Below are 21,110 nucleotides of genomic sequence, written 5' to 3'. Positions count from 1 at the left end.
GGCGACAGCATCCCATCCGTTCGCGGATCACGACAGTCCTGGAGGGCAGGTTTGCCCGTTCAGCGGGTTGACCGCAATCGTGCCGTGATGTCGTCGGCCGACGTGGCGCCGCCGAAGAGCAGGCCCTGGCCGGTGTCGCAGTCCAGCCCGCGCAGCAGGTCGGCCTGCTGGGCCGTCTCGACCGCCTCCGCCGTCACGGTCAGGCCGAGCGCGTGCGCCAGCCGTACCAGCGCGTCCACGATCCGCTCGTCCGCCACGCTCGCCGAGTCGGCCAGGTCGCCGGAGCGGAGCCCCTCGATGAACGGCCCGGCCAGCTTGAGCGAGTGGATCGGCAGCCGCCGCAGGTACGCCAGGTTGGAGTACCCGGTGCCGAAGTCGTCGATCGCGATCCGTACGCCGGTGTCGGCCAGCCCGCGCAGCGACCGCACCGGTTCGCCGGCGGTCGGCATCACCGCGCTCTCGGTCAGCTCCAGCTGGAGCTGGCGGGCCGGTAGCCCGGTGCGTTCCAGCACGCCGGCCACCTCTTCGACGATGCCCGGCGCGTTCGCCTGGCGTACGGCGAGGTTGACGCTCACCACCAGCCCCGCGTCCGGAAACTCGCGGTGCCACCGCGCGGCCTGGACGCAGGCCTGCTCCAGCACCCACCGTCCAAGTCGGACGATCATGCCGGTCTCCTCGGCCAGCCCGATGAACCGGTCCGGCGGCACCGTGCCCAGCTCCGGGTGGCGCCAGCGCACGAGCGCCTCGACCGCGCGCAGCCGCCCGCTTGTAAGGCCCACGATCGGCTGGTACTCGAGCGTGAACTCGCCCCGGTCGAGCGCGCCGGGCAGGGCAGCGGCGAGCGCCGCGCGGGCCAGCTGGTGCGCGCCGCGCACCGGGTCGAAGAGCGCCCACCGGCCACGCCCGTCGGCCTTGGCCCAGTAGAGCGTGGTGTCGGCCGCCTTCATCACGTCGGTGGGGCTGGTGCCGCGGACCTCGCGCTCGACGATGCCGATGCTGGCGGTCACCGAGAGCGGCTGATGCGAGTCGATCTTCACCGGCTCGGCCACCGCGGCCAGCGCCGCCTCGGCCACCGCGACGGCCGCGTCGGTGCCGCTGGAGTCCTCGACCAGGATCACGAACTCGTCGCCGCCCATCCGCGCCACCAGGTGGCCGCGCGCGGAGACCGACGCGGCCAGCCGCCGGGCGACGACCACGAGCAGCTCGTCGCCGACGTAGTGGCCGAGGCTGTCGTTGACCGCCTTGAAGCCGTCGAGGTCGAGGAAGCACACGCCCACCCGGGTGGCCGCGCCGTCGAAGACCGCGGCGAGCCGTTCGAAGAAGAGCGTGCGGTTGGGCAGCCCGGTGAGCGGGTCGTGCAGCGCCTGGAAGCGGAGGCGCTCCTGCAGCTCGTACCGGTCGGTGATGTCCTCGACCATCGCCACGGTGAAGCGCGGCTGCCCGTCCTCGTCGCGGATGAGCGACACGGAGAGGTCGGTCCAGAGGATCGTGCGGTCTTTGCGGAAGTACCGCTTCTCCACCCGCGCGCCGTCCCGTTTGCCCTCGATCATCTCCTTGTACGTGTCCCACATGCCCGGTGCGTCGTCCGGGTAGAAGAGCTCGGTGACGTTGATCTCACGCATCTCGTCGAGGCTGTAGCCGAGCATGTCGGCGAAGGCCTGGTTGACGTCGATGATCCGCCCGTCCAGGTCGGCGATGCCGATGCCGATGGCCGCGCCGGCGAAGACCGCCCGGAAGCGGGCCTCGCTGGCCCGCAGGTCCTGCTCGGCCTGGTTGCGCGCCGACCAGACCGCCCGCGAGATGCGTTCCTGCTGGGCGAACGTGCGGTCGCGCAGCCCCCGCGCGTAGCCGGCCGCCAGCGCGGCCTGCAGCGCCACCGCCCGGTCGGCGTGCTTCCCCGAGCTGCCCGGTACGACCAGCTCCAGAAACCGCCGCCCGAACGTGAGCAGCGTCTGGTCGAGGAACTCCGGAACGGTGAAGTGCGCGTCCACGAGCGCCCGGCCCACCCCGTACGCGGGCGTGGCGACGAACGGCTCGGCCACCAGCGTCTCGGCCAGCAGCATGGTGTGGTCACGCAGCACGCGCTCGGTCTCGTCCGGGCTCATCGGCACGTAGCCGAGCGCCGCCCCGGCACGCGCCCAAAGCCGCGCGTACCGCCGCACTCCCTCCCTGCTGTACTGGTCGATCGTCGCCTCCCGCAGCCCGGCGGCGCATCCCCAGCCTAGGCGGCCCCGCTCTCGGTGGCCGGCGCCCCCGAAGGCGCCGGACCGCAGGAACGCCCACCCGGCCCCGCGTCGTGCCGGCCAGGCTGGCGATCACCCTACCGCTACGGGGCCTCCAGCAGGAGAGAGATCCCCTGGCCAACGCCTATGCACATGGTGCACAACGCCCGGCGCGCCCCGCGTTGTCCCAACTCCACGGCCGCCGTCAACGCCAGCCGTGCACCGCTCGCGCCCAGTGGGTGACCGAGGGCGATCGCGCCGCCGTTCGGGTTGACGTGCTCGGCGTCCACGGGCAGCCCGAGCTCGCGCAGGACGGCCACGGCCTGCGCGGCGAACGCCTCGTTGAGCTCCACCACGTCGACGTCGGCCACCTCCAGCCCGAGCCGGCGCAGCAGCTTGCGGGTCGCCGGCACCGGTCCGATCCCCATGATCCGTGGGGGCACGCCGGCGGCCGCCCCGCCGACCACCCGCGCGAGCGGCGTCAGGCCGTACCGGTCGACCGCCTCCGCGCTCGCCACCAGCAGCGCGGCCGCGCCGTCGTTGACCGGCGACGCGTTGCCCGCGGTCACCGTCCCGCCGGCCCGGAACGGTGTCGGGAGCGCGGCCAGCTTCTCCAGCGACGTCTCCCGGGGCGGCTCGTCGGCCTCGACGGTCTTCGTGGCCCCGCGCCCCGCCGGTACCTCGATCGGCGCGATCTCCAGCGCCAGGCGGGCCCGCGCCTTCGCCGCCCGCTCCTGCGACCGCAGCGCGAACTCGTCCTGCGCCTCCCGGCTGACGTCGAAGTCGGCGGCCACGTTCTCCGCGGTCTCCGGCATCGAGTCGATGCCCCAGCCGTCGCGCATCAGCTTGTTGACGAACCGCCAGCCGATCGTGGTGTCGAAGACCTCGGCGGTACGGGAGAACGCGCTCGTCGCCTTCGGCATCACGAACGGCGCGCGGCTCATGCTCTCCACGCCCCCGGCCACGACGAGGTGCGCCTCGCCGGCGCGGACGGCCCGGGCGGCGATGGCGACGGCGTCCAGGCCGGACCCGCAGAGCCGGTTGACGGTGGTACCCGACACGTGCTCCGGCAGCCCGCCGAGCAGCAGCGCCATGCGTGCGACGTTGCGGTTGTCCTCGCCGGCCTGGTTGGCGCAGCCGAGCACGACGTCGTCGACCGCCGCCCAGTCCACGGACGGCAGCTTGCGGGTCAGCTCCCGAACGACGTGCGCTGCCAGATCGTCAGGTCGTACACCTGACAGCGCACCGCCATATTTTCCGAACGGTGTACGAACCCCGTCGACGATGAAAGCATCCATGATCAGAAAGGGTACGCCGGCACGTCGCCGCGGACGGTCACCCAGCGGGTCTCGGTGAACGCCTCGACGTTCGCGGCCGCCCCGCCGAACCGGGCACCGGTCCCGGACGCGCCGACGCCGCCGAAGGGGACGTTCGCCTCGTCGTTCACCGTCTGGTCGTTGATGTGCGCGATGCCGGTGGGGATGCGGTCGGCGAGCGCCAGCCCCTTCGTCACGTCGCGGGTGATGATGCCCAGCGACAGGCCGTACTCGGTGCCGGAGGCGAGCGCGGCCGCCTCCTCCAGGCTGCCGAAGCGGGCGACCGGCGCGACCGGGCCGAAGACCTCCTCGGCGTACGCGGGCATCTCGGGCGTCACCTCGGCCAGCACGGTCGGGCGGTAGAAGAGCCCGCTGAACGTCCCGCCGGCCGCGAGGCGCGCGCCCCGGTCCACGCTGCCGGTCACCAGCGCGTGGATCTTGTCGCGCTGGCCGGCGTCGATGACCGGGCCGAGCTCCAGCGCGTCGGCCTTCTTGGCCAGGCGCTCCACGTACTCGTCGTAGAGGGACTCGTGCACCAGGTGGCGGCCGGTGGTCATGCAGATCTGCCCCTGGTGGTTGAACGAGCCCCACGCGCCGGCGGAGATCGCCCGGTCGAGGTCGGCGTCGTCGAGCACCACGAGCGCGGAGTTGCCGCCGAGCTCCAGGTGCGCCCGGGTCAGGTTGGCCGCCGCGACCTGGCCGACCCGCCGCCCGGCCCGGGTGGAGCCGGTGAACGACACGACCCGTACCCGCGGGTCGGCGATGACCGCCTCGCCCACCTCGGGGCCGCCGGGCAGCACGTGCAGCAGGCCCTCGGGGAGCCCGGCCTGGGCGAAGATGCCGGCCAGCAGCAGGCCGCCGCTGACCGCGGTACGCCGGTCGGGCTTGAGCAGCACCGCGTTGCCGAGCGCGAGCGCCGGCGCCACCGAGCGGATCGACAGGATCAGCGGGAAGTTGAACGGCGAGATCACGCCGACCACGCCGGCCGGTACCCGCCGGGACATGCTGAGCCGGCCGTCGAGGCTGGGCAGCAGCTCGCCGTACGGGCGGGAGGGGAGCGCCGCCGCCTCGTAGCACTCCTGCGTGGCCACGAGGATCTCGAAGTCGCCCTTGGGCGGCACGGCACCGGTCTCGCGGACGATCCAGTCGCGCACCTCCTCGGCGTTCGCCTGCCACAGGTCGCCCGCCCGGCGCAGCACCGCCGCCCGCTCGGGATGGGGTTGCGCCGCCCACGAGGCCTGCGCGGCGGCCGCGGCGCGGGCCGCGGCGGCCACGTCACCCGGGCCGGCGATGCCCACCCGCCCGATCTCCGCCCCCGTGGCCGGCTCGACGACGGCCGCGTCGCCACCCTCGCCGGAAACCCAGCCGCTACTGAAGAACTTGCCTTGCCAGGTCGGTCTGTCGAGCAGCATCGTGACTCCCCACTGTGGACTCTCGTTTGGCGGCTTGGATCTGCGCGTAGACGTGGGAGCGCAGCTCCGTAAAGCGGCTGTCTGACCGCGTGGTCAGCTGGTCGCGCTGGTCGGGCAGGTCGACGTCGAGCACCTCGCGCACCACGGTGGGCGAGGAGGAGAGGATGATCACCCGCTGCCCGAGGTAGACCGCCTCGTCGATGTCGTGCGTGACGAAGAGGATGGTGACGCCCAACTCGCGCCAGAGGTCGCGGATCAGATCCTCCAGGTCCGCGCGGGTCTGGGCGTCGACGGCCGCGAACGGCTCGTCCATCAAGAGCACATCCGGCTGGTACGCGACCGCGCGCGCGATGGCCACGCGCTGCTGCATGCCCCCGGAGAGCTGCCACGGGTACGCGTGGTGGGCGTCGGCGAGCCCCACCGCGGCGAGCGCGCCGGCCACGAGTTCCTGGCGCTGCCGGCGCGGCATGCCCTTGTTGCGCAGCGGCAGCTCCACGTTGTCGCGCACGCTCATCCACGGGAAGAGGCTGCGGCCGTACTCCTGGAAGACCACGGCCATGCCCGGCGGCGGCCCGGTGACCCGCTTGTCCCGCAGCAGCACCTCGCCTCCGGTCGGAGCGAGCAGCCCGGCCATGCACTTGAGCAGCGTGGTCTTGCCGCAGCCGGAGGGCCCGACGAGGCACACGAGGTCGCCCGCGTCGAGGCCGAACGTCAGGTCGCGTACCGCCTCGACCGGGCGCTGGCGGCCTTCGTACACCTTCTTGAGGTCGCGGACTTCGAGCAGCATCTTTGTCCTTTCAGGACCGTCCACGCTGGACGCGGCGCTGGCCGTGGTACCAGCGCAGGGCCCAGCTCTCCACGAGTCGAAAGAGGACGGACAGGGCGAGGCCGAGCAGCCCGAGCAGGAGGATGCCGCTCCACATGTCCGGGATCGCGAAGCCGCGCTGGAACTGCACGATGGTGAAGCCGAGCCCGTTGCTGGCCGCGAACATCTCGCTGATGACCATCAGGATGATGCCGATCGACAGCGCCTGCCGCATGCCGGCCGCGATCTGCGGGCTCGCCGAGCGGAGCACCAGGTGGCGCAGGCGCGCCTCACCGGTGATCCCGTACGAGCGGCAGGTGTCCGCCAGCACGCCGTCGACGGCCCGCACACCCTCGACGGTGTTGAGCAGGATCGGCCACACGCAGCCGGCCGCGATGACCACGACCTTCATCGTGTCGCCGATGCCGGCGAAGAGCATGATGACCGGCACGAGTACCGGCGGCGGGATGGCCCGGAAGAACTCCAGCACCGGCTCCAGCACGGCCCGTACCCGCCGGCTGCCGCCGACGAGCACACCGAGGGCGACGCCGGCGAGCACCGCGACCGTGTAGCCGGCGGCGAGCCTGATCAGGCTGGGCAGCACGTCGGTGCGGAGCCGCTGCCCGGTCCACACCTCGGGAAACGTGCTCAGGATCTCGCGCAGCGGCGGCACGTAGAAGTTCTGGCTGTTGGCTGTGGCGAACCACCAGACCGCGAAGAGCACCACCGGCAGGAGGAGCGCCAGCCCGATCCTGGTGAGTACGCGGGTCATACGAGGACCTCCCCGCGCACCGACTGGTGCCAGGAGAGCAGCAGCCGCTCGACGCCGCGGGCGGCGAGGTTGATGGTGACGCCGAGCAGGCCGGTGACCGCGATCAGGGCGTACATGCTGGGCACCGCGTTGGAGCTCTGCGCGACCGCGATGCGGCTGCCCAGCCCGGGCGCGCCGATGACCAGTTCGGCGGTGATCGCCAGCACCAGCGCCACCGCGGCGGCGAGGCGGACGCCGGTCATCACGTACGGCAGGGCGGTGGGCCAGAGCAGGTACCGCACGCGGGCCCACGCGCCGAGCCCGTAGCTGCGCGCGGTCTCGTCGGCGATCGGGTCGACGTCCCGCACGCCGTAGAGCACCTGGATCAGCACCTGCCAGAACGCGGCGTACACGACGAGCATGAGCGTGGACTGGATCTGGGTGCCGTAGAGCAGGACGGCCAGCGGGATCAGCGCCACCGACGGGATCGGCCGCAGGAACTCGATGGTCGACGCGGTGAGCGCCCGCAGCACCGGTACCGCGCCGATCACGATGCCCGCCACGATGCCGGCGACCACCGCGATGGCGAGCCCGACCGCCCAGGCGACCAGCGTGTCCCAGAGCGCCAGCCAGAACCCGGCGTCGGCGATCTCGTCGGCCAGCGCGGCGGCGATCCGGTGGGTCGGCGGCAGGAAGTCCGCCGACACCAGGCCGGTGTACGGCAGTACCTCCACGATCAGGAGGAGGCCGGCGAGCCCGGAGAGCCCGAGCGCTCCTCGGGTCACGGCAGCAGCTTGGCGAGGTCGGGCGTCTTGTCGCCGAAGACGCCGTCGTTCTTGCCGAGCGTCGCCAGCGTCTCGACGGACGCCTTGTTGATCTCGGTGGGCCACAGCGGCAGCGTCATCGCGTCCCGGGTCTTCTGGTCGATCTGCGTGTACGTACCCAGCACCTGCCGCACCTCGTCGGGGTGCTCGGAGGCGTACGTCAGCGACTCGTTCATCGCCTCGGTGAAGCGCTTGACCAGGTCCGGGCTCTCCTGCAGGAGCTTGGTGGAGGTGAAGTACGCGGCGACGGTGAGGTCGGGCGCGGCGTCCACGTAGTTCCACGCGACGACCCGGCCGCCCTGCGACTTGACCACCGACAGGGACGGCTCCACCACCCAGGCCGCGTCGACCTGGCCGGCGGCGAGCGCGGCCGGCATCTGCGGGAAGCCGATCTCGACGAACTCGATCGTGCTCGGATCCCCGCCCGCCTTGCGGACGGACTCGCGGACGGTGGTGTCGCCGATGTTCTTCAACGTGTTGACCGCGACCTTCTTGCCGGCAAGGTCCTTGGCGGACTGGATCGGGCTGTCGCCCTTGACCGTCACGCCGCCGAAGTCGGCGTCCACCTTGCCGGTCGAGGCGACACCGTTGGCCACCACCTTGATCGGCACGTTTTGGGTCTGGGCGAGCATCAGCGACGTCACGTTGCTGAAGCCGAACTGGAACTGGCCGCTGAGCACGCCGGGGACGATGGCGGCGCCGCCCTGCCCGCTCTCCATGGCCAGGTCGATGCCGCGGCTCGCGAAGAAGCCCTGCTCCTTGCCGAGGTAGATCGGCGCCACGTCGACGATCGGGATGACGCCGACCGTGACCTTGGTGGCGCCTTCGCCGGCGGGCGTCGATGGGGAGTCGGACGAGCCGCATGCCGTGGCGCCGAGCAGGGCGGTGGCCACGGCGAAGACTGCGAAGGACCGGCGCAAGGGGGACCTCCGGTGAGTGCGTACGGCATACGAACGCTGGTTCTCATCGTGAACGTACGGCGTGACCGCTCTCACGTCAATGTCACGTCTCGCGGCCGATTGACAGCTCCAGAGGAGCGCCGTTACGTTCGGATAGCGAACCATAGTTCTAAAAGCGCACTAAGTTGGGATGTCGATGGGGGTCATTGCCTCGCTGCCCGAAGCGGTCGCCGAGCTGGTGCGCGACGGCGCGACGGTGGCCCTGGAGGGGTTCACGCACCTGATCCCGGTGGCCGCCGGCCACGAGATCATCCGGCAGGGCCGGCGCGACCTCACGCTCGTCCGGATGACGCCGGACATCGTCTACGACCAGATGATCGGCGCCGGCTGCGCGCGCAAGCTGGTCTTCTCCTGGGCCGGAAACCCCGGCGTCGGCTCGCTGCACCGCTTTCGCGACGCCGTGCAGCGCGGCTGGCCCGCTCCCCTGCAGATCGAGGAGCACAGCCACGCCGGCATGGCCAACCGGTACGTGGCCGGCGCGTCCGGGCTGCCGTTCGCCGTGCTCCGCGGGTACGTCGGCACGGACCTGCCCGTGCACACCGCGACGATCAAGCCGATCACCTGCCCGTTCACCGGCGAGGTGCTGACCGCGGTGCCGGCCCTCAACCCGGACGTCGGCATCGTGCACGCCCAGCGCGCCGACCGCGCCGGCAACGTGCAGATGTGGGGCATCACCGGCGTGCACAAGGAGGTCGTGCTCGCCTCCCGCCGGTCGCTGGTGACCGTCGAAGAGGTCGTCGACGAGCTCGACCCCCGCCCCGGCGCGGTCATCCTGCCGAGCTGGGCGGTCACGTTCGTGGCCGAGGTGCCCGGCGGCGCCCACCCGTCGTACGCGATGGGCTACAGCGAGCGCGACAACGACTACTACCTGGCCTGGGACGCGATCAGCCGGGACCGGGCGGCGTTCACCCGGTGGCTGGAGGAGCACGTGCTCAATCGGGTACCGGCGACATGACCGGCTGGACCGCCGACGAGATGATGACCGTCGCCGCCGCCCGGGCCCTGCGCGACGGCGCCCGCTGCTTCGTCGGCATCGGCCGCCCCAGCACCGCCGCCAACCTGGCCCGCCGCACCCACGCACCCGACCTCGTGCTCATCTACGAGTCCGGCACGATCGGCGCCAAGCCGGCCCGGCTGCCGCTCTCCATCGGCGACGGCGTGCTGGCCGACACCGCCGACGCCGTCGTCCCGGTGCCGGAGATCTTCAACTACTGGCTCCAGCCCGGCCGCATCGACGTGGGCTTCCTCGGCGCGGCGCAGATCGACCGGTACGGCAACATCAACACCACCGTGATCGGCGACGACTACCACGACCCCGCGGTGCGGCTGCCCGGCGCCGGCGGCGCACCGGAGATCGCGGCCTCCTGCCGCGAGGTCATCGTGATCGTCAAGCACAGCCCGCGTACGTTCGTGGAGCGGGTCGACTTCGTCACCTCCGTCGGCTACGGCACCGGCCCGGACGACCGCGCCAAGCTCGGCCTCACCGGCCGCGGCCCGGTCCTGGTCATCACCGACCTGGGGCTGCTCGAGCCCGACCCGCGGACGGCCGAGCTCACGCTCACCCAGCTGCACCCGGGCGTCGACGCGGCCCGCGCCGCCGAGGCCACCGGCTGGCCGCTCGCCGTCGCCCCTTCGCTCCGCGTCACGCCCGACCCCAGCCCGGCCGAGTTGGCCGCGCTGCGGCTGCTGGAACGGCAGGATTGACTCTCGTGAGGAGGGCTTCCCATGAGCGAGCGAATCATTGGGCTCAGCGTGGATAAAGCCTCAGGGCCGCCCGCAGCGAAGCGAGGACGGCCATGAGCGAGCGTAGCGAGCGAATCATTGGGCTCAGCGTGGATAAAGCCTCAGGGCCGCCCGCAGCGAAGCGAGGACGGCCATGAGTGTCGCTGACCGGCTTGTCGTGCCGGGATACCGCCGGGACGATGCCGGCACCCATCCGCCGCTGCTCTCGCCCGGCTACAAGTCGACCGTGCTGCGCGCGCCGGGCCAGGCTCCGCTGCTGCTGCCGCACACGCTGACCGAGGTGACCGGGCCGCTGCTCGGCGAGGGGCGGGTCACGGCGGACGACTCCGACCTCACCCGGTACTCCGACGGGGAGGCGCAGGGGCAGCGGATCGTCGTACACGGGCAGGTGCGCGACAGCGACGGCCGCCCGGTGCCCGACACGCTGGTCGAGGTGTGGCAGGCCAACGCGGGCGGGCGCTACCGGCACAAGTGGGACCAGCACGACGCCCCGCTCGACCCGCACTTCGCCGGCGTGGGGCGGGCGCTCACCGACTCGCTGGGGCGGTACCGGTTCGTCACCGTCAAGCCCGGCGCGTACCCGTGGCGCAACCACTTCAACGCCTGGCGGCCGGCGCACATCCACTTCTCGCTCTTCGGGCGGGCGTTCACCCAGCGGCTCGTGACGCAGATGTACTTCCCGGACGACCCGCTCTTCCCGCACGACCCGATCTACAACTCGGTACCGGAGGAGGCGCGGCATCGCATGGTGTCCCGCTTCGACCTCTCCGCGACGGTCGAGGAGTGGGCGCTCGGCTTCGAGTTCGACATCGTCCTACGTGGACGCGAGGCGACCCCGACGGAGGAGCCGTGAGCGAGCGTAGCGAGCGAACCATCAAACACAGCGCGGTTGGAGCCTCGCGGCCGCCCGCAGCGAAGCGAGGACGGCCGTGAGCGAGCGTAGCGAGCGAACCATCAGACACAGCGCGCTTGGAGCCTCGCGGCCGCCCGCAGCGAAGCGAGGACGGCCGTGAGCGAGACGCCGTCGCAGACCGTCGGGCCGTACCTGTCGATCGGCCTGCCCTGGCCGGACGGGCCGGACGTGGTCGCCGAGGGCGTGCCCGGCGCGTTCTGGCTGCACGGTGTGGTGACCGACGGCGCCGGCGAGCCGGTCCCGGACGGGCTCGTCGAGACATGGCAGGCCGATCCCGCCGGCCGCTTCGACCACCCGGACGACCCGCGCGGCGCGGTCTCCGGCTTCCGTGGCTTCGGCCGCTGCCCGACCGACGACAGTGGACGGTACGGGATCCGGACGCTCAAGCCCGGCCCGGTCCCCGGCCCCGGCGGGGCACCGCAGGCGCCGCACGTCGACGTGTCCGTCTTCGCGCGAGGGCTGCTGCACCGGGTCGTCACCCGGGTGTACTTCGCCGACGAGGAGGCGGCCAACGCGACCGACGCCGTGCTGGCCGGCGTACCCGAGGCGCGGCGCGCGACGCTGCTGGCGGTGCCGGACGGGACCGGCTACCGGTTCGACATCCGGTTGCAGGGCGACGATGAGACCGTCTTCTTCGCCGTCTGAGCCGCCCGGTCTCTTCGACGGCGTGCTCGCCGCCGGCCCCGTGCGCGCGGCGACCTCCGATACCGCGTGGCTGCGGGCGATGCTCGACGTCGAGGCGGCGCTCGCCCGCGCCGGCGGCGCGCCGCCGGAGGTGGCCGCTGCGTGCCGGCCCGAGCGGTTCGACATCGCCGCTCTGGGCGTGGCCGCCGCGGAGTCCGGCAACCCCGTCGTACCGCTGGTCCGGGCGCTCCGGGCGGCCGTCTCGGCGGACGCCGCCCGCCACGTGCACCGCGGCGCCACCAGCCAGGACATCCTCGACACCGCGGCGATGCTCGTGGCCCGGGAGGCGCTCGGCCTGATCCTGGCCGACCTGTCGGCCGCGTCGGCGGCGACGGCCGGGCTCGCCGAGGCGCATCGGGACACCCCGGTCGCCGCCCGAACGCTGATGCAGCAGGCGCTGCCGACCACGTTCGGGCTCGTTGCGGCGGGCTGGCTGACCGCGCTGGACGGGGCCGGCGACCGCCTCGCCGCCGTACGCGACACCGGACTCGCCGTCCAGCTCGGCGGCGCGGCCGGCACGCTCGCCGCGTTCGACTCGCCGTCCATCGTGGACCGGCTGGCGGTGGAGCTGAACCTGCCCGTACCCGCCCTGCCGTGGCACACCGACCGCACCCGGATCGCCGACCTCGCCGGCGTGCTCGGCACGGCCTGTGGCGTGGTGGGGAAGGTGGCCGGCGACGTCGTCCTCTACGCCCAGACCGAGGTCGGTGAGCTGGCCGAGGGGGAGCCGGGCGGCTCGTCCAGCCTGCCGCACAAGCAGAATCCGGTCGCCGCCGTCTCGGCCCGCGCCTGCGCCGCCCAGGCACCCGGCCTCGTCGCCACGCTACTCGGGTCGATGGGGCACGAGCACCAGCGGGCGGCCGGCGCGTGGCACGCGGAGTGGGCGCCGTTCACCGGTCTGCTGCGGGCGACCGGCTCGGCGGCGCACTGGCTGGCGCGGTGCCTGGCCCACCTGCGCGTCGACGCCGCGCGGATGCGGGCCAACCTCGACCTCACCGGCGGGGCCCTGCTGGCCGAACGGGTCAGCGCCGCGCTCGCCCCGCGAATCGGCGCGGGCGAGGCGCACGACCTGGTACGCGACGCGGTCGCCGCTGGCCGCCCGCTCGCCGAGGCCCTCGCCGGGCACCTGAGCGCTGCGGAGCTCGCCGCCCTGCTCGACCCGGCCGCCTACCTCGGTGCCGCGCCCGCGCTCACCGACCGCGCGCTCAAGCGGCACGGGGAACGGCCGTGACGCCGTACTCCATCGTGGATGGTCCGGCCGGCGCGCCGGTGCTCGTGCTCGCGAACTCGCTGGGCACCACTGTGGACATGTGGGAGCCGCAGGTGCCCGCGCTTGCCGAGCGGTACCGCGTGGTCCGCTTCGACACCCGCGGGCACGGCCGCTCGGCGGTGCCGCACGGGCCGTACACGATCGGGGATCTGGGTGGCGACGTGCTCGCGCTGCTCGACGAGCTCGGCGTGGCGCGGGCCCACTACTGCGGGCTCTCCCTGGGCGGCATGGTCGGCATGTGGCTGGCCGCGTACGCCCCGGAGCGGATCGACCGCCTCGTGCTCTGCTGCACCTCCGCCCGACCGGCCGCACCGCAGTCGTGGGCGCACCGCGCGGCCACCGTGCGGGCTGAGGGGACCGGGGCGATCGCCGACCTTGTGGTGAGCCGGTGGCTGACGCCGGGGTACGCGTCCCGCCGGCCGGGCACGGTCGCCCGGCTGCGCGCGATGCTGGCCGCCACGCCCGCCGAGGGGTACGCGGCCTGCTGCGGCGTGCTCGAAAAGCTGGACCTCACCGCCGCCCTCCCCCGCATCGCCGCGCCCACGCTGGTCCTGCACGGCGCGGACGACCCGGCGATCCTCCCGTCGCACGGCGCGGACATCGCGGCGGCGGTGCCCGGGGCGCGGTTCACGCTGGTGCGCGGCGCCGCCCATCTGGCCAATGTGGAGCAGGTCGACGTGGTGACCGCGCTGATCATCGAACATCTCGGGGGGACGGATGAGTGACTACGACCGGGGCATGGCGGTGCGGCGGGAGGTGCTCGGCGACGCGCACGTCGACCGGGCGGTCGCGAAGACCACGCCGCTGACCGCGCCGTTCCAGGAGTTCATCACCCGGTACGCGTGGGGCTCGGTCTGGGGTCGCGACGGCCTCGACCGGCGGACCCGCAGCTGCATCACGCTCGCCGTGCTGACCGCCCTGCGGTGCGAGGAGGAGCTGGCCATGCACGTGCGCGCCGCCCGCCGAAACGGCCTCAGCCCTGACGAGATCGGCGAGGTGCTGCTGCACACCGCCGTCTACGCTGGTGTGCCGGCCGCGAACAGCGCCATGGCGGTGGCACAGCGGGTGCTCGACTCGCTCGACGCGGCCGGTTCACGCGACACGGCCGACTCGCACGACGCGGCAGGTTCACGGGACGCGGCAGGTTCACGCGACGGGGAGGAAGTGGATGACTGACGAGGTGGGGCGGGAGGCTCATTTTGTGCAGTCGCTGGAGCGTGGGCTTGCCGTCATCCGCGCGTTCGACGCCGACCATCCTGAGCTGACGCTCAGCGAGGTGGCCCGCATCTGCGACCTCACCCGCGCCGCCGCCCGCCGCTTCCTGTTGACCCTCGCCGACCTGGGGTACGTGCGCACCGACGGCCGCATGTTCAGCCTCACGCCGCGGGTGCTGGAGCTCGGCTACGCGTTCCTGTCCGCGCTGTCGCTGCCGGAGGTGGCCGAGCCACACCTGGAACGGCTGGTGGCCCAGGTGCACGAGTCGTCGTCGGTGTGCGTGCTCGACGGCGACGACGTGGTGTACGTGGCCCGCGTCCCCACCTCACGGATCATGACCGTCGCGATCAACGTCGGCACCCGCTTCCCCGCGTACGCCACGTCCATGGGTCGAGTGCTGCTGGCCGGGCTCCCCGACGACGAGCTGGAGGCGTACCTCGACCGGGTGAAGCTGTCCCGCCTCACGGCCCGTACGGTCGCCACTCCGGCGGCGCTCCGCACCGAGCTGCGCAAGGTGCGCGCCCAGGGGTACGCGATCGTCGACCAGGAGCTGGAGGAGGGGCTGCGCTCGGTGGCGGCCCCGATCCGCGACCGCGGCGGCGCGGTGATCGGTGCGGCCAACGTCTCGGTGCACGCCAGCCGCAACTCGGTCGAGTCGATCCGCCGCGACCTGCTGCCCCAGCTGCTCGCCACGGTCGCGAGGATCGACGCGGACCTGCGGATCGCCAACCCGCGCCGGACTCGGCACCGCGTGGGCTGACCGGCGACCGCCGCCGTGCTCCCGGTCGCCGCCCGGCGGCAGCCTCCGCCAGCGCGCAAATTGCATCGGACGTGAATACGCCACCTGGCGGAGGTACGCGAAGGGCGCTCGGGAAAGGATGAAGTCCAAGCCGCTCGAAGCCTCGAAGCCCTCGCAGCCTCGCAGCCTCGCAGCGGAGCCGATGAGAGAAGTCCCCGTCCGCGTACCGCCAAAGGGCTGCGCCGGCTGGTCGACAAGGGGTGCGTGGTAAACGCACCCCCATCGGTAACCTGTACACCCCATCCCTTGATCGGCGTTTACGGGGCTGCGCCTGTCCTACTCCGGTCGTACCCTCCCCTCATGGCCGCTCTCATTCCCACCAAATTGGACCCCAGCGAGCTGCACGCGTTTATCGACAAGATCTTCGGCGTGCCCGACGCGGCGGCCCGCCGGGGCGTCGACGTCATCCACGCCCAGGCCGAGGCGCTCGCGTGGGTGCGCGACACGACCGGGCGCTACCCTTCGCCCAAGCCCGTCGCAGCCGCGATCCAGGCCGCGGCGAACGACCTTCGCGGCGTCGACGACGAGCGCGATCCCCGGCAGGTCCTGTTCGCCGTCGCGGCGGAGGCGCTGGGCGCCTATCTGGCCGATCCGTCGTGACCGGCTACATCCTGGACGACCTCGCGCTGGTCGCCGGCCTCGCCGCCACGGCCGGAGAGCACGAGCGCCGCGAGATGTCGCTGCTGATCCACGACGCGATCCATGGCGGTCCACCGCTGGACGTGCCGGCCCTCTGCCTGTCCGAGGCCGCCACCGCCCGCCGTTCGATCGGTGGGCACGTGGCCGACCTCGTCGCCTCCGCACCTTCGGGCGCGGTCGCGGTGCGCGAGTTCGTCCGCGACGGCGGGCTCGACCACGTCCGCGCCGCCTGCCCGGCGCTCGACTGGGCCGGTGCCCACGCGGCGACGCGGGCGCTGGCCACGGGCCAGCCCATCGTGACCATGCACCCCGACCGCTACCGGGACTTCGCCGTCGAGACCATGACGCTGTGATCGGGGAGACCTGCGCTGTCACACCCGGCGGGTAAGGTCGCGGTGCGCAGGGAGGGTCGCCGATGACGCAGCAGCCGGGGCCGCCGGAGCCGGTCTCGTTCGAGGAGTTCCGCCTCTACCACGCGACCACGGAGCGGGTGACCGACCGGCGGCTCGCGTTGAACCGGTGGAACTACTCGATCCTGGTCGCCACCCTCCTCGCGATCGGGGCCGTGTTGACCTGGTCCACGACCCGCCCGTCGTATGTGCTGGTCGGCGTCTGCGGGGTCGTGGTGCTGTCGGTCGCGGCGATCCTGCTGTGCACGTACTGGATCCAGCAGATCAGCGACTTCAAGTCGCTCAACGCGGCGAAGTTCCGCATTCTCAACGAGATGGCCCCGCTGATCGTCTTCGACGGGCCGAGCGGGCCGTCCGCCGCCCGGTCCTACCGGCCGTTCGAGCGGGAGTGGGACGACTTACAGCAGCAGCGGGCGGTCAGCAAGGTCCCGACCGGGCGGCTGCGTCACACGTTGGCGCTGAGCTCCTCGGGTGCTGAATACTTCATTCCGAGGGCGTTCCGGGTGCTCTTCGCGACGATCCTGGTGGTGACGGTGGTGTTCGCGGCGATCAGCCACGACGCCGTGTTCGACCAGATCTCGCCGTTCACCGGCGCCGACGCGGGCGGAGGGGGCACACCGTGACACCCGTGGTCTACGTGATCATGCCCGTAGGGTCCGACCCGGCGTACGAGCGCCGCCGCGCCACCATCGAGGAGGCCGCCGCCGCGCTTGGGCTGGCGACGCTGCTGCCCGCCGACCGGCAGCACGCCGACGTGCCGTTCGACTTGGAGCACGCCCGCCGCGACCTGCGGCGCGCCCGGGTCGTGCTGGCCGACCTGACGCTGGAGCGGCCGAGCTGCTACTACGAGGTGGGGCTGGCACAGGCGCTCAACCGGAGGGTCGTGCTGGTCGCCGAGCGCGGCACCCCGATCCACCAGGCCCACGACCGCGACAAGGTGATCTTCTACGACTCGCTGGACGACCTGTCGGCAAAGCTCACCCGCGTGCTCCGCCCGATCGCCACGGCACCCCGGACCAGGACGAGAGCGGCCGCCAAGACCCCCTGACCCCCAGGCGGCTCACCCTGCCTCCGGCACGCCCGCCCTCACACGCGCACCGCGCCGCGCGCCTGCTCGCCCTCACACGCTCGCTACTGCGGCACCCCGCCCACCGCCGTCCACACGCCCGCCGCCGCGGCACGCCCGCTCGCCTTCCACCCGCGCGCAACTCGGTACGCCCGCACGTCCACCGCCGTGGCACGCCCGCCGCCGCCAACCCGCCCGCCCACCGCCGCCGGCCGGTCGCATCATCCAGATCCGCTCGACCGCGTGCGGCCCTGCTCTAGTCGATCAGGGAGCTCATGCGGGGACACGCCGACCGACACGCCCACCAACTCCCTGATCAACGCGGTAGGGCCGGGGCGGAAGGGAGGGAAGAGCAGGGTTACTTTGCCAGGCGGGTCAAGAGGGCGCTGGCTACCGCGATCGCCGCGACGGCGGCGCCGAGCAGCACCGCGTAGTCGAGCCAGAGGCGGGCGGGTGAGCCGATGAGCAGGCCGCGCAGGGCCTCGACCTGGTAGCTGAGCGGGTTGGCGTGATTGATCGCCTGGAGCCAGCCGGGCATGATGGCGACCGGGTAGAGGGCGTTCGAGGCGAAGAAGAGCGGCATCATGATGGCCTGGCCGATGCCGAGCATGCGGTCCCGGGAGAGCACCAGGCCGGCGATGATGATGGACAGGCAGCAGAAGAACGCCGAGCCGAGCAGCACCGCCGCCACGACACCCAGCAGCCGTAGCGGGTTTGTCGTCAGCGACACGCCGAGCAGGGCGGAGAGCACCAGCACGACCACCACCTGGCTCAGCGCCCGCATGCCCGCCGCGAAGGCCTTGCCGGTCACCAGCGCCGCCCGCGGAGTCGGCGTGACCATCAGCTTGGCGAGGATGCCGGCGTCGCGGTCCCAGATGATCTGGATGCCGTAGAAGATCGAGACAAACAGCGCGGACTGGGCGATCACACCGGGCGTCAGGTAGTCCAGGTAGGGCACGCCGCCGGTCGGGATGGCCTTGATCTTCGTGAACGTGACGCCGAAGACCAGCAGCCACAGCACCGGCTGCACCGCCCGGAAGAGCAGCTCGGTCCGGTCACGCCGGATCTTTTGCAGCTCGACCAGGCACATCGTGCCGACCCGGCCGGGCAGCGCACGGAGGCTGGCGCCCCAGCCGTCAACCGAGCCGAGCGGCAGTGCGTCAAGTCTGGCGGACATTGCGTAGTCCCTTCGTCTCCTCGTCCCAGTCGTCCCCGGCGTACACCTTGAAGACCTCGTCGAGGCTGGCCGGGCCGGCGGCGTCCAGGCTGGCGATCAGCTCGGCCGGGCTGCCCACGGCCCGGACGCGGCCGCGGTGCATGAGCGCGACGCGGTCGCAGGAGTGCTCGGCCTCGTCCATGTAGTGGGTGGTGACCAGCACCGTCATGCCCGTCTCGCGGCGGACCTGGGCGATCCGCTCCCACACACCGGCCCGCGCGACCGGGTCGAGGCCGATCGTGGGCTCGTCGAGCACGAGCAGCCGCGGCGAGCTCACGAGCGCCTGCGCCAGCTCGAGGCGGCGGATCATGCCACCCGAGTACGTGCGGGCGACCCGGCCGGCCGCCTCGGTCAGCCCCATCGCGGCGATCGCCTCGTCGACGCGGGTGGCCCGCTCGCGGCGGGGCACGTCGTAGAGCCGGGCGAAGAGGCTCACGTTTTCCCGGCCGGTCAACGCCCCGTCGGCGGAGAGCATCTGCGGCACGTATCCGATCAGGCGGCGCACCGCGATCCGCCGGCGCCGCACGTCGAGGCCGAAGACCGACACGGTGTCGCGGGGCACCGGCAGGAGCGTGGTGATCGAGCGGATGGTGGTCGTCTTGCCAGCCCCGTTGGGGCCGAGCAACCCGAAGATCTCGCCCGGCTCGACGTCGAGGTCGATGCCGTCGACCGCCACCGTGTCGCCGAACGCGTACCGCAGGCCGCGAACGCTGACCGCCGAAGTCATGCCGGCTCCTCCTCGTCACGCATCTGATCCAGCAGCCGCCGCAGCGCGGGCAGCGCGGCCGCCACCGTCTCCCGGTCGGCCTCGTCGAGCCGCTCAAGCGCCCGACCGACCAGCTCGGCCCGCGCCACCCGCCACCCGGTGAGGCGGTCGCTGGCGGCGGGGGTGAGGAAGAGCCGGGCGGCGCGCCGGTCGGCCGGGTCGGTCTCGCGGGCGAGGTAACCGGCGTCCACCAGGACGTTGACCAGGCCGCTCACCGAGTTGTCCGCGAGGTGCAGCACGCGGGCGGCGGCCGCGACGCCGATGCCCGGCTCTTCCTCGACCGCGATCAGCAGCTCGATCTGTGCGGCCGGCAGCCGGGGCGGCCGGGACGCGGCAAGGCGCCGGCGCACGACCCGCCGCATGCCGGCGAGCACCCGCGTCAGCTCGCTCGCGACTGCGGTATCCACCGCTCCAAACTACCTCGGACACCGAGGTAATTTGCCGTCATGTGACATGCCACACGAGGTGGCCCACCTACTTCGAGAGCGCGGGCTCCGGCGTGGGGGCGGCCGGCGCCGACGCCGCCGGACCGGCCGTCGAGGCCGAGGCGGTCAGCTGCTCGTAGAGCATGCCGGCCTGATGGGCCAGCGCCCCGGCGACCGCCGGCACCACCGGCAGCACCCAGTCGGCGATGATGCCGCGGTGCGGGAGGTTCAGGATCAGCACGGCCGCCGCCGCGCCGCCCAGGCCGTGCGCGAACCCCCGCCACACCGCCTTCCCCGCTTGCCCCGCTACGGCACGCCGGGCGGCCCGGTCGCTCAGGTCGGGAAAGCCGGCCAGGGCGCGCGCGTCGCGGCGGCCGAAGTTGGCGCCGGCGACCACGGCCGTGACCGAGGTGCCCACCACGGTCGCCAGCAGGACGTCCCGGACGAAGAGCATCAGCAGGCCGAACGCCGCCAAGCCGACCCCGACCGCCACGGCCGCGCGGATCCACTCCTTCTTGTCACCCGGGTACCAGTAATACTTCGTGGTCCCCTCGGAGACCTGCTTCACGATCCGCCCCATCGCGGTGCTCACCCCACTGGCCGTAACCTGCATCGCGGTCGGTCGTTACGTAGCGTAGGCAAGCAGGAGCGGAGAGTGCCGGATCCTTGCTGAAAACGCCTACCACTCTCCCAGATACTGGGCGGTAAGCCGCCCAGGTGGGCGCAGACGATCAATTGCGAGACAAAGATCTTGAGCTACCGCGACGTCCGCGGTGGTCCGGACCGTTGCGCGGGGCGCCGGGCCCGGCCCGCGCGGGCTAGAAGAGGACGGTGGCGAACTCGCCGGCCGGGCGGAAGCCGCACCTGGCGTAGACGCGGCGGGCGCGGTCGTTGTGGCCGTTGACGTACAGGCTCACGGTCGGCGCCGCCCGTCGCAGCGCGTCGCGCACCACGGCCGCCATCGCCGGGCCGGCCAGGCCGCGGCCGCGCCACTCCGGTGCCACCCAGACGCCCTGGACCTGCGCGGTGTGCCGGGTGACGACCGCGAGCTCGGCCTTGAAGATGACCTTGCCACCCACGACCCGGACGTACGCCCGGCGGGCGCGCACCAGGTCGGCGATCCTGCGCCGGTAGCCGCGGCCCCCGTCGTCGGCCAGCGGCGAGACGCCGACCTCCTCGGTGTACATCGCGACGGCAGCCGGAAACAGCAGGTCGACCTCGTCGGGGCGGACCAGCCGCACGCCGGGGTCGGCCGGGATCGCGGGCGGCGCGTCGGCGACCAGCAGCGGCTGGTAGGGCCGGACGTCGCGGGCCGGCCCCCAGTGTGGCCCGAGGTGCTCCCAGAGGCCGAGCACCGCGTCGGCCCGCCCCACGATCGAGGAGCAGCCGCGGTCTTCGGAGAGGATCAGCTCGGCGAAGGCGGAGACCGCCGCCGGCGTGGCCAGCACGGGCGTCAGATGGCCACCGAACCAGCACAGAGCCTCGAGGTGCCGGCGCGAGCCGTATCCGAAGATCCGGCCGTCGGCCCGCCACCAGGAGAGCCCGTGCGCGGCGACCCGCTCCGCGACCTGGGCAGCACCGAACGGATCGAGGTCGAGAAGTCGCTCGACCGCACCGCGCTCGGTCTCGCCGAGCTGCCGCACGGGCACCGTCAGCACATCTGCCAGCCTATATG

24 protein-coding genes are annotated in these 21,110 nt (G+C 72.8%); 12 read left to right on the top strand and 12 right to left on the bottom strand.

The window, feature by feature from the left end; translation table 11 throughout:
• Window positions 1–59: 59 nt before the first annotated feature.
• The 7 genes from RB614_RS22575 to RB614_RS22545 all read right to left on the bottom strand — a co-directional run bounded on the left by RB614_RS22575 (window position 60) and on the right by RB614_RS22545 (window position 8,223).
• Window positions 60–2,201, bottom strand: a complete 2,142-nt coding sequence (locus RB614_RS22575; RefSeq protein WP_308714663.1) for a putative bifunctional diguanylate cyclase/phosphodiesterase — start codon at window positions 2,199–2,201, stop codon at window positions 60–62.
• 125 nt (window positions 2,202–2,326) lie between these two features.
• Window positions 2,327–3,520: a 3-oxoadipyl-CoA thiolase gene (gene pcaF / locus RB614_RS22570; protein WP_428983088.1), complete on the bottom strand. Its 1,194-nt coding sequence runs from the start codon at window positions 3,518–3,520 to the stop codon at window positions 2,327–2,329.
• Window positions 3,521–3,522: 2 nt separating this feature from the next.
• Entirely contained in the window at window positions 3,523–4,950 is a 1,428-nt protein-coding gene (locus tag RB614_RS22565; RefSeq protein WP_308714580.1) for a benzaldehyde dehydrogenase, read from the bottom strand.
• On the bottom strand, window positions 4,907–5,737 hold the full coding sequence (locus tag RB614_RS22560; RefSeq protein WP_308714579.1) for an ABC transporter ATP-binding protein: 831 nt from the start codon (window positions 5,735–5,737) through the stop codon (window positions 4,907–4,909). Before RB614_RS22560 ends, RB614_RS22565 begins: the two co-directional genes overlap by 44 nt.
• A 10-nt stretch (window positions 5,738–5,747) precedes the next feature.
• Complete coding sequence (locus RB614_RS22555; RefSeq protein ID WP_308714578.1) at window positions 5,748–6,527, bottom strand: ABC transporter permease; 780 nt, start codon at window positions 6,525–6,527, stop codon at window positions 5,748–5,750.
• The gene (locus RB614_RS22550; RefSeq protein ID WP_308714577.1) at window positions 6,524–7,291 is read right to left on the bottom strand and encodes an ABC transporter permease; all 768 of its coding nucleotides are present in this window, start codon (window positions 7,289–7,291) and stop codon (window positions 6,524–6,526) included. The genes RB614_RS22555 and RB614_RS22550 overlap by 4 nt, the downstream gene beginning before the upstream one ends.
• Window positions 7,288–8,223, bottom strand: a complete 936-nt coding sequence (locus RB614_RS22545; RefSeq protein WP_308714576.1) for an ABC transporter substrate-binding protein — start codon at window positions 8,221–8,223, stop codon at window positions 7,288–7,290. The genes RB614_RS22550 and RB614_RS22545 overlap by 4 nt, the downstream gene beginning before the upstream one ends.
• Window positions 8,224–8,425: 202 nt before the next feature.
• On the opposite strand from RB614_RS22545, the gene RB614_RS22540 reads away from it, so the two are divergent.
• The 12 genes from RB614_RS22540 (at window position 8,426) to RB614_RS22485 (ending at window position 17,010) form a co-directional block, all read left to right on the top strand.
• Entirely contained in the window at window positions 8,426–9,244 is an 819-nt protein-coding gene (locus RB614_RS22540) for a CoA transferase subunit A (protein ID WP_308714575.1), read from the top strand.
• A complete protein-coding gene (locus tag RB614_RS22535; protein WP_308714574.1) occupies window positions 9,241–9,993 on the top strand; it encodes a CoA-transferase subunit beta in 753 nt (250 codons plus the stop codon). The genes RB614_RS22540 and RB614_RS22535 overlap by 4 nt, the downstream gene beginning before the upstream one ends.
• 172 nt (window positions 9,994–10,165) lie before the next feature.
• Window positions 10,166–10,885 carry a protocatechuate 3,4-dioxygenase subunit beta gene (pcaH, locus tag RB614_RS22530; RefSeq protein ID WP_308714573.1) on the top strand — a complete coding sequence of 240 codons (720 nt, stop codon included), beginning with the start codon at window positions 10,166–10,168 and terminating at the stop codon, window positions 10,883–10,885.
• A 156-nt stretch (window positions 10,886–11,041) separates the two neighbouring features.
• Window positions 11,042–11,590: a protocatechuate 3,4-dioxygenase subunit alpha gene (gene pcaG, locus RB614_RS22525; protein ID WP_308714572.1), complete on the top strand. Its 549-nt coding sequence runs from the start codon at window positions 11,042–11,044 to the stop codon at window positions 11,588–11,590.
• Entirely contained in the window at window positions 11,565–12,860 is a 1,296-nt protein-coding gene (pcaB, locus tag RB614_RS22520; RefSeq protein WP_308714571.1) for a 3-carboxy-cis,cis-muconate cycloisomerase, read from the top strand. Before pcaG ends, pcaB begins: the two co-directional genes overlap by 26 nt.
• A complete protein-coding gene (gene pcaD / locus RB614_RS22515) occupies window positions 12,857–13,624 on the top strand; it encodes a 3-oxoadipate enol-lactonase (protein WP_308714570.1) in 768 nt (255 codons plus the stop codon). The genes pcaB and pcaD overlap by 4 nt, the downstream gene beginning before the upstream one ends.
• Complete coding sequence (gene pcaC / locus RB614_RS22510) at window positions 13,617–14,075, top strand: 4-carboxymuconolactone decarboxylase (RefSeq protein WP_308714569.1); 459 nt, start codon at window positions 13,617–13,619, stop codon at window positions 14,073–14,075. Before pcaD ends, pcaC begins: the two co-directional genes overlap by 8 nt.
• Window positions 14,068–14,874 carry an IclR family transcriptional regulator gene (locus tag RB614_RS22505; RefSeq protein WP_308714568.1) on the top strand — a complete coding sequence of 269 codons (807 nt, stop codon included), beginning with the start codon at window positions 14,068–14,070 and terminating at the stop codon, window positions 14,872–14,874. Before pcaC ends, RB614_RS22505 begins: the two co-directional genes overlap by 8 nt.
• Window positions 14,875–15,213: 339 nt before the next feature.
• Complete coding sequence (locus RB614_RS22500) at window positions 15,214–15,513, top strand: hypothetical protein (RefSeq protein ID WP_308714567.1); 300 nt, start codon at window positions 15,214–15,216, stop codon at window positions 15,511–15,513.
• A complete protein-coding gene (locus RB614_RS22495) occupies window positions 15,510–15,905 on the top strand; it encodes a hypothetical protein (protein WP_308714566.1) in 396 nt (131 codons plus the stop codon). Before RB614_RS22500 ends, RB614_RS22495 begins: the two co-directional genes overlap by 4 nt.
• Window positions 15,906–15,967: 62 nt before the next feature.
• Window positions 15,968–16,585, top strand: coding sequence for a RipA family octameric membrane protein (locus RB614_RS22490; RefSeq protein WP_308714565.1), 618 nt, complete (start codon window positions 15,968–15,970; stop codon window positions 16,583–16,585).
• Window positions 16,582–17,010, top strand: coding sequence for a hypothetical protein (locus RB614_RS22485; RefSeq protein WP_308714564.1), 429 nt, complete (start codon window positions 16,582–16,584; stop codon window positions 17,008–17,010). Before RB614_RS22490 ends, RB614_RS22485 begins: the two co-directional genes overlap by 4 nt.
• 376 nt (window positions 17,011–17,386) lie before the next feature.
• Here RB614_RS22485 and RB614_RS22480 read toward each other — a convergent pair whose 3' ends face one another.
• From RB614_RS22480 to RB614_RS22460, 5 genes are all read right to left on the bottom strand, one after another.
• Window positions 17,387–18,205 (bottom strand): ABC transporter permease, encoded by an 819-nt coding sequence (locus tag RB614_RS22480; RefSeq protein WP_308714563.1) that lies wholly within the window; start codon window positions 18,203–18,205, stop codon window positions 17,387–17,389.
• On the bottom strand, window positions 18,189–18,971 hold the full coding sequence (locus RB614_RS22475) for an ABC transporter ATP-binding protein (protein ID WP_308714562.1): 783 nt from the start codon (window positions 18,969–18,971) through the stop codon (window positions 18,189–18,191). The genes RB614_RS22480 and RB614_RS22475 overlap by 17 nt, the downstream gene beginning before the upstream one ends.
• Entirely contained in the window at window positions 18,968–19,417 is a 450-nt protein-coding gene (locus tag RB614_RS22470) for a MarR family winged helix-turn-helix transcriptional regulator (RefSeq protein ID WP_308714561.1), read from the bottom strand. Before RB614_RS22470 ends, RB614_RS22475 begins: the two co-directional genes overlap by 4 nt.
• A gap of 67 nt (window positions 19,418–19,484) precedes the next feature.
• Window positions 19,485–20,027, bottom strand: a complete 543-nt coding sequence (locus RB614_RS22465) for a hypothetical protein (protein ID WP_308714560.1) — start codon at window positions 20,025–20,027, stop codon at window positions 19,485–19,487.
• A gap of 226 nt (window positions 20,028–20,253) precedes the next feature.
• Entirely contained in the window at window positions 20,254–21,093 is an 840-nt protein-coding gene (locus RB614_RS22460) for a GNAT family N-acetyltransferase (RefSeq protein WP_308714559.1), read from the bottom strand.
• Between the last annotated feature and the right edge of the window lie 17 nt (window positions 21,094–21,110).

Source organism: Phytohabitans maris (genome assembly GCF_031085175.1).
Lineage (GTDB): Bacteria > Actinomycetota > Actinomycetes > Mycobacteriales > Micromonosporaceae > Phytohabitans > Phytohabitans maris.
Note: the sequence above shows the minus strand (reverse complement) of the source record. Positions and strands in the feature narration are given on the sequence as shown.

What these genes read in the sequence shown, in the direction of transcription:
- pcaF (WP_428983088.1), bottom strand. Translation starts at nt 3,520, where the DNA reads ATGGATGCTTTCATCGTCGACGGGGTTCGTACACCGTTCGGAAAATAT.
- RB614_RS22565 (WP_308714580.1), bottom strand. Translation starts at nt 4,950, where the DNA reads ATGCTGCTCGACAGACCGACCTGGCAAGGCAAGTTCTTCAGTAGCGGC.
- RB614_RS22560 (WP_308714579.1), bottom strand. Translation starts at nt 5,737, where the DNA reads ATGCTGCTCGAAGTCCGCGACCTCAAGAAGGTGTACGAAGGCCGCCAG.
- RB614_RS22555 (WP_308714578.1), bottom strand. Translation starts at nt 6,527, where the DNA reads ATGACCCGCGTACTCACCAGGATCGGGCTGGCGCTCCTCCTGCCGGTG.
- RB614_RS22540 (WP_308714575.1), top strand. Translation starts at nt 8,426, where the DNA reads ATGGGGGTCATTGCCTCGCTGCCCGAAGCGGTCGCCGAGCTGGTGCGC.
- RB614_RS22535 (WP_308714574.1), top strand. Translation starts at nt 9,241, where the DNA reads ATGACCGGCTGGACCGCCGACGAGATGATGACCGTCGCCGCCGCCCGG.
- pcaH (WP_308714573.1), top strand. Translation starts at nt 10,166, where the DNA reads ATGAGTGTCGCTGACCGGCTTGTCGTGCCGGGATACCGCCGGGACGAT.
- pcaB (WP_308714571.1), top strand. Translation starts at nt 11,565, where the DNA reads ATGAGACCGTCTTCTTCGCCGTCTGAGCCGCCCGGTCTCTTCGACGGC.
- pcaC (WP_308714569.1), top strand. Translation starts at nt 13,617, where the DNA reads ATGAGTGACTACGACCGGGGCATGGCGGTGCGGCGGGAGGTGCTCGGC.
- RB614_RS22505 (WP_308714568.1), top strand. Translation starts at nt 14,068, where the DNA reads ATGACTGACGAGGTGGGGCGGGAGGCTCATTTTGTGCAGTCGCTGGAG.
- RB614_RS22500 (WP_308714567.1), top strand. Translation starts at nt 15,214, where the DNA reads ATGGCCGCTCTCATTCCCACCAAATTGGACCCCAGCGAGCTGCACGCG.
- RB614_RS22490 (WP_308714565.1), top strand. Translation starts at nt 15,968, where the DNA reads ATGACGCAGCAGCCGGGGCCGCCGGAGCCGGTCTCGTTCGAGGAGTTC.
- RB614_RS22480 (WP_308714563.1), bottom strand. Translation starts at nt 18,205, where the DNA reads ATGTCCGCCAGACTTGACGCACTGCCGCTCGGCTCGGTTGACGGCTGG.
- RB614_RS22475 (WP_308714562.1), bottom strand. Translation starts at nt 18,971, where the DNA reads ATGACTTCGGCGGTCAGCGTTCGCGGCCTGCGGTACGCGTTCGGCGAC.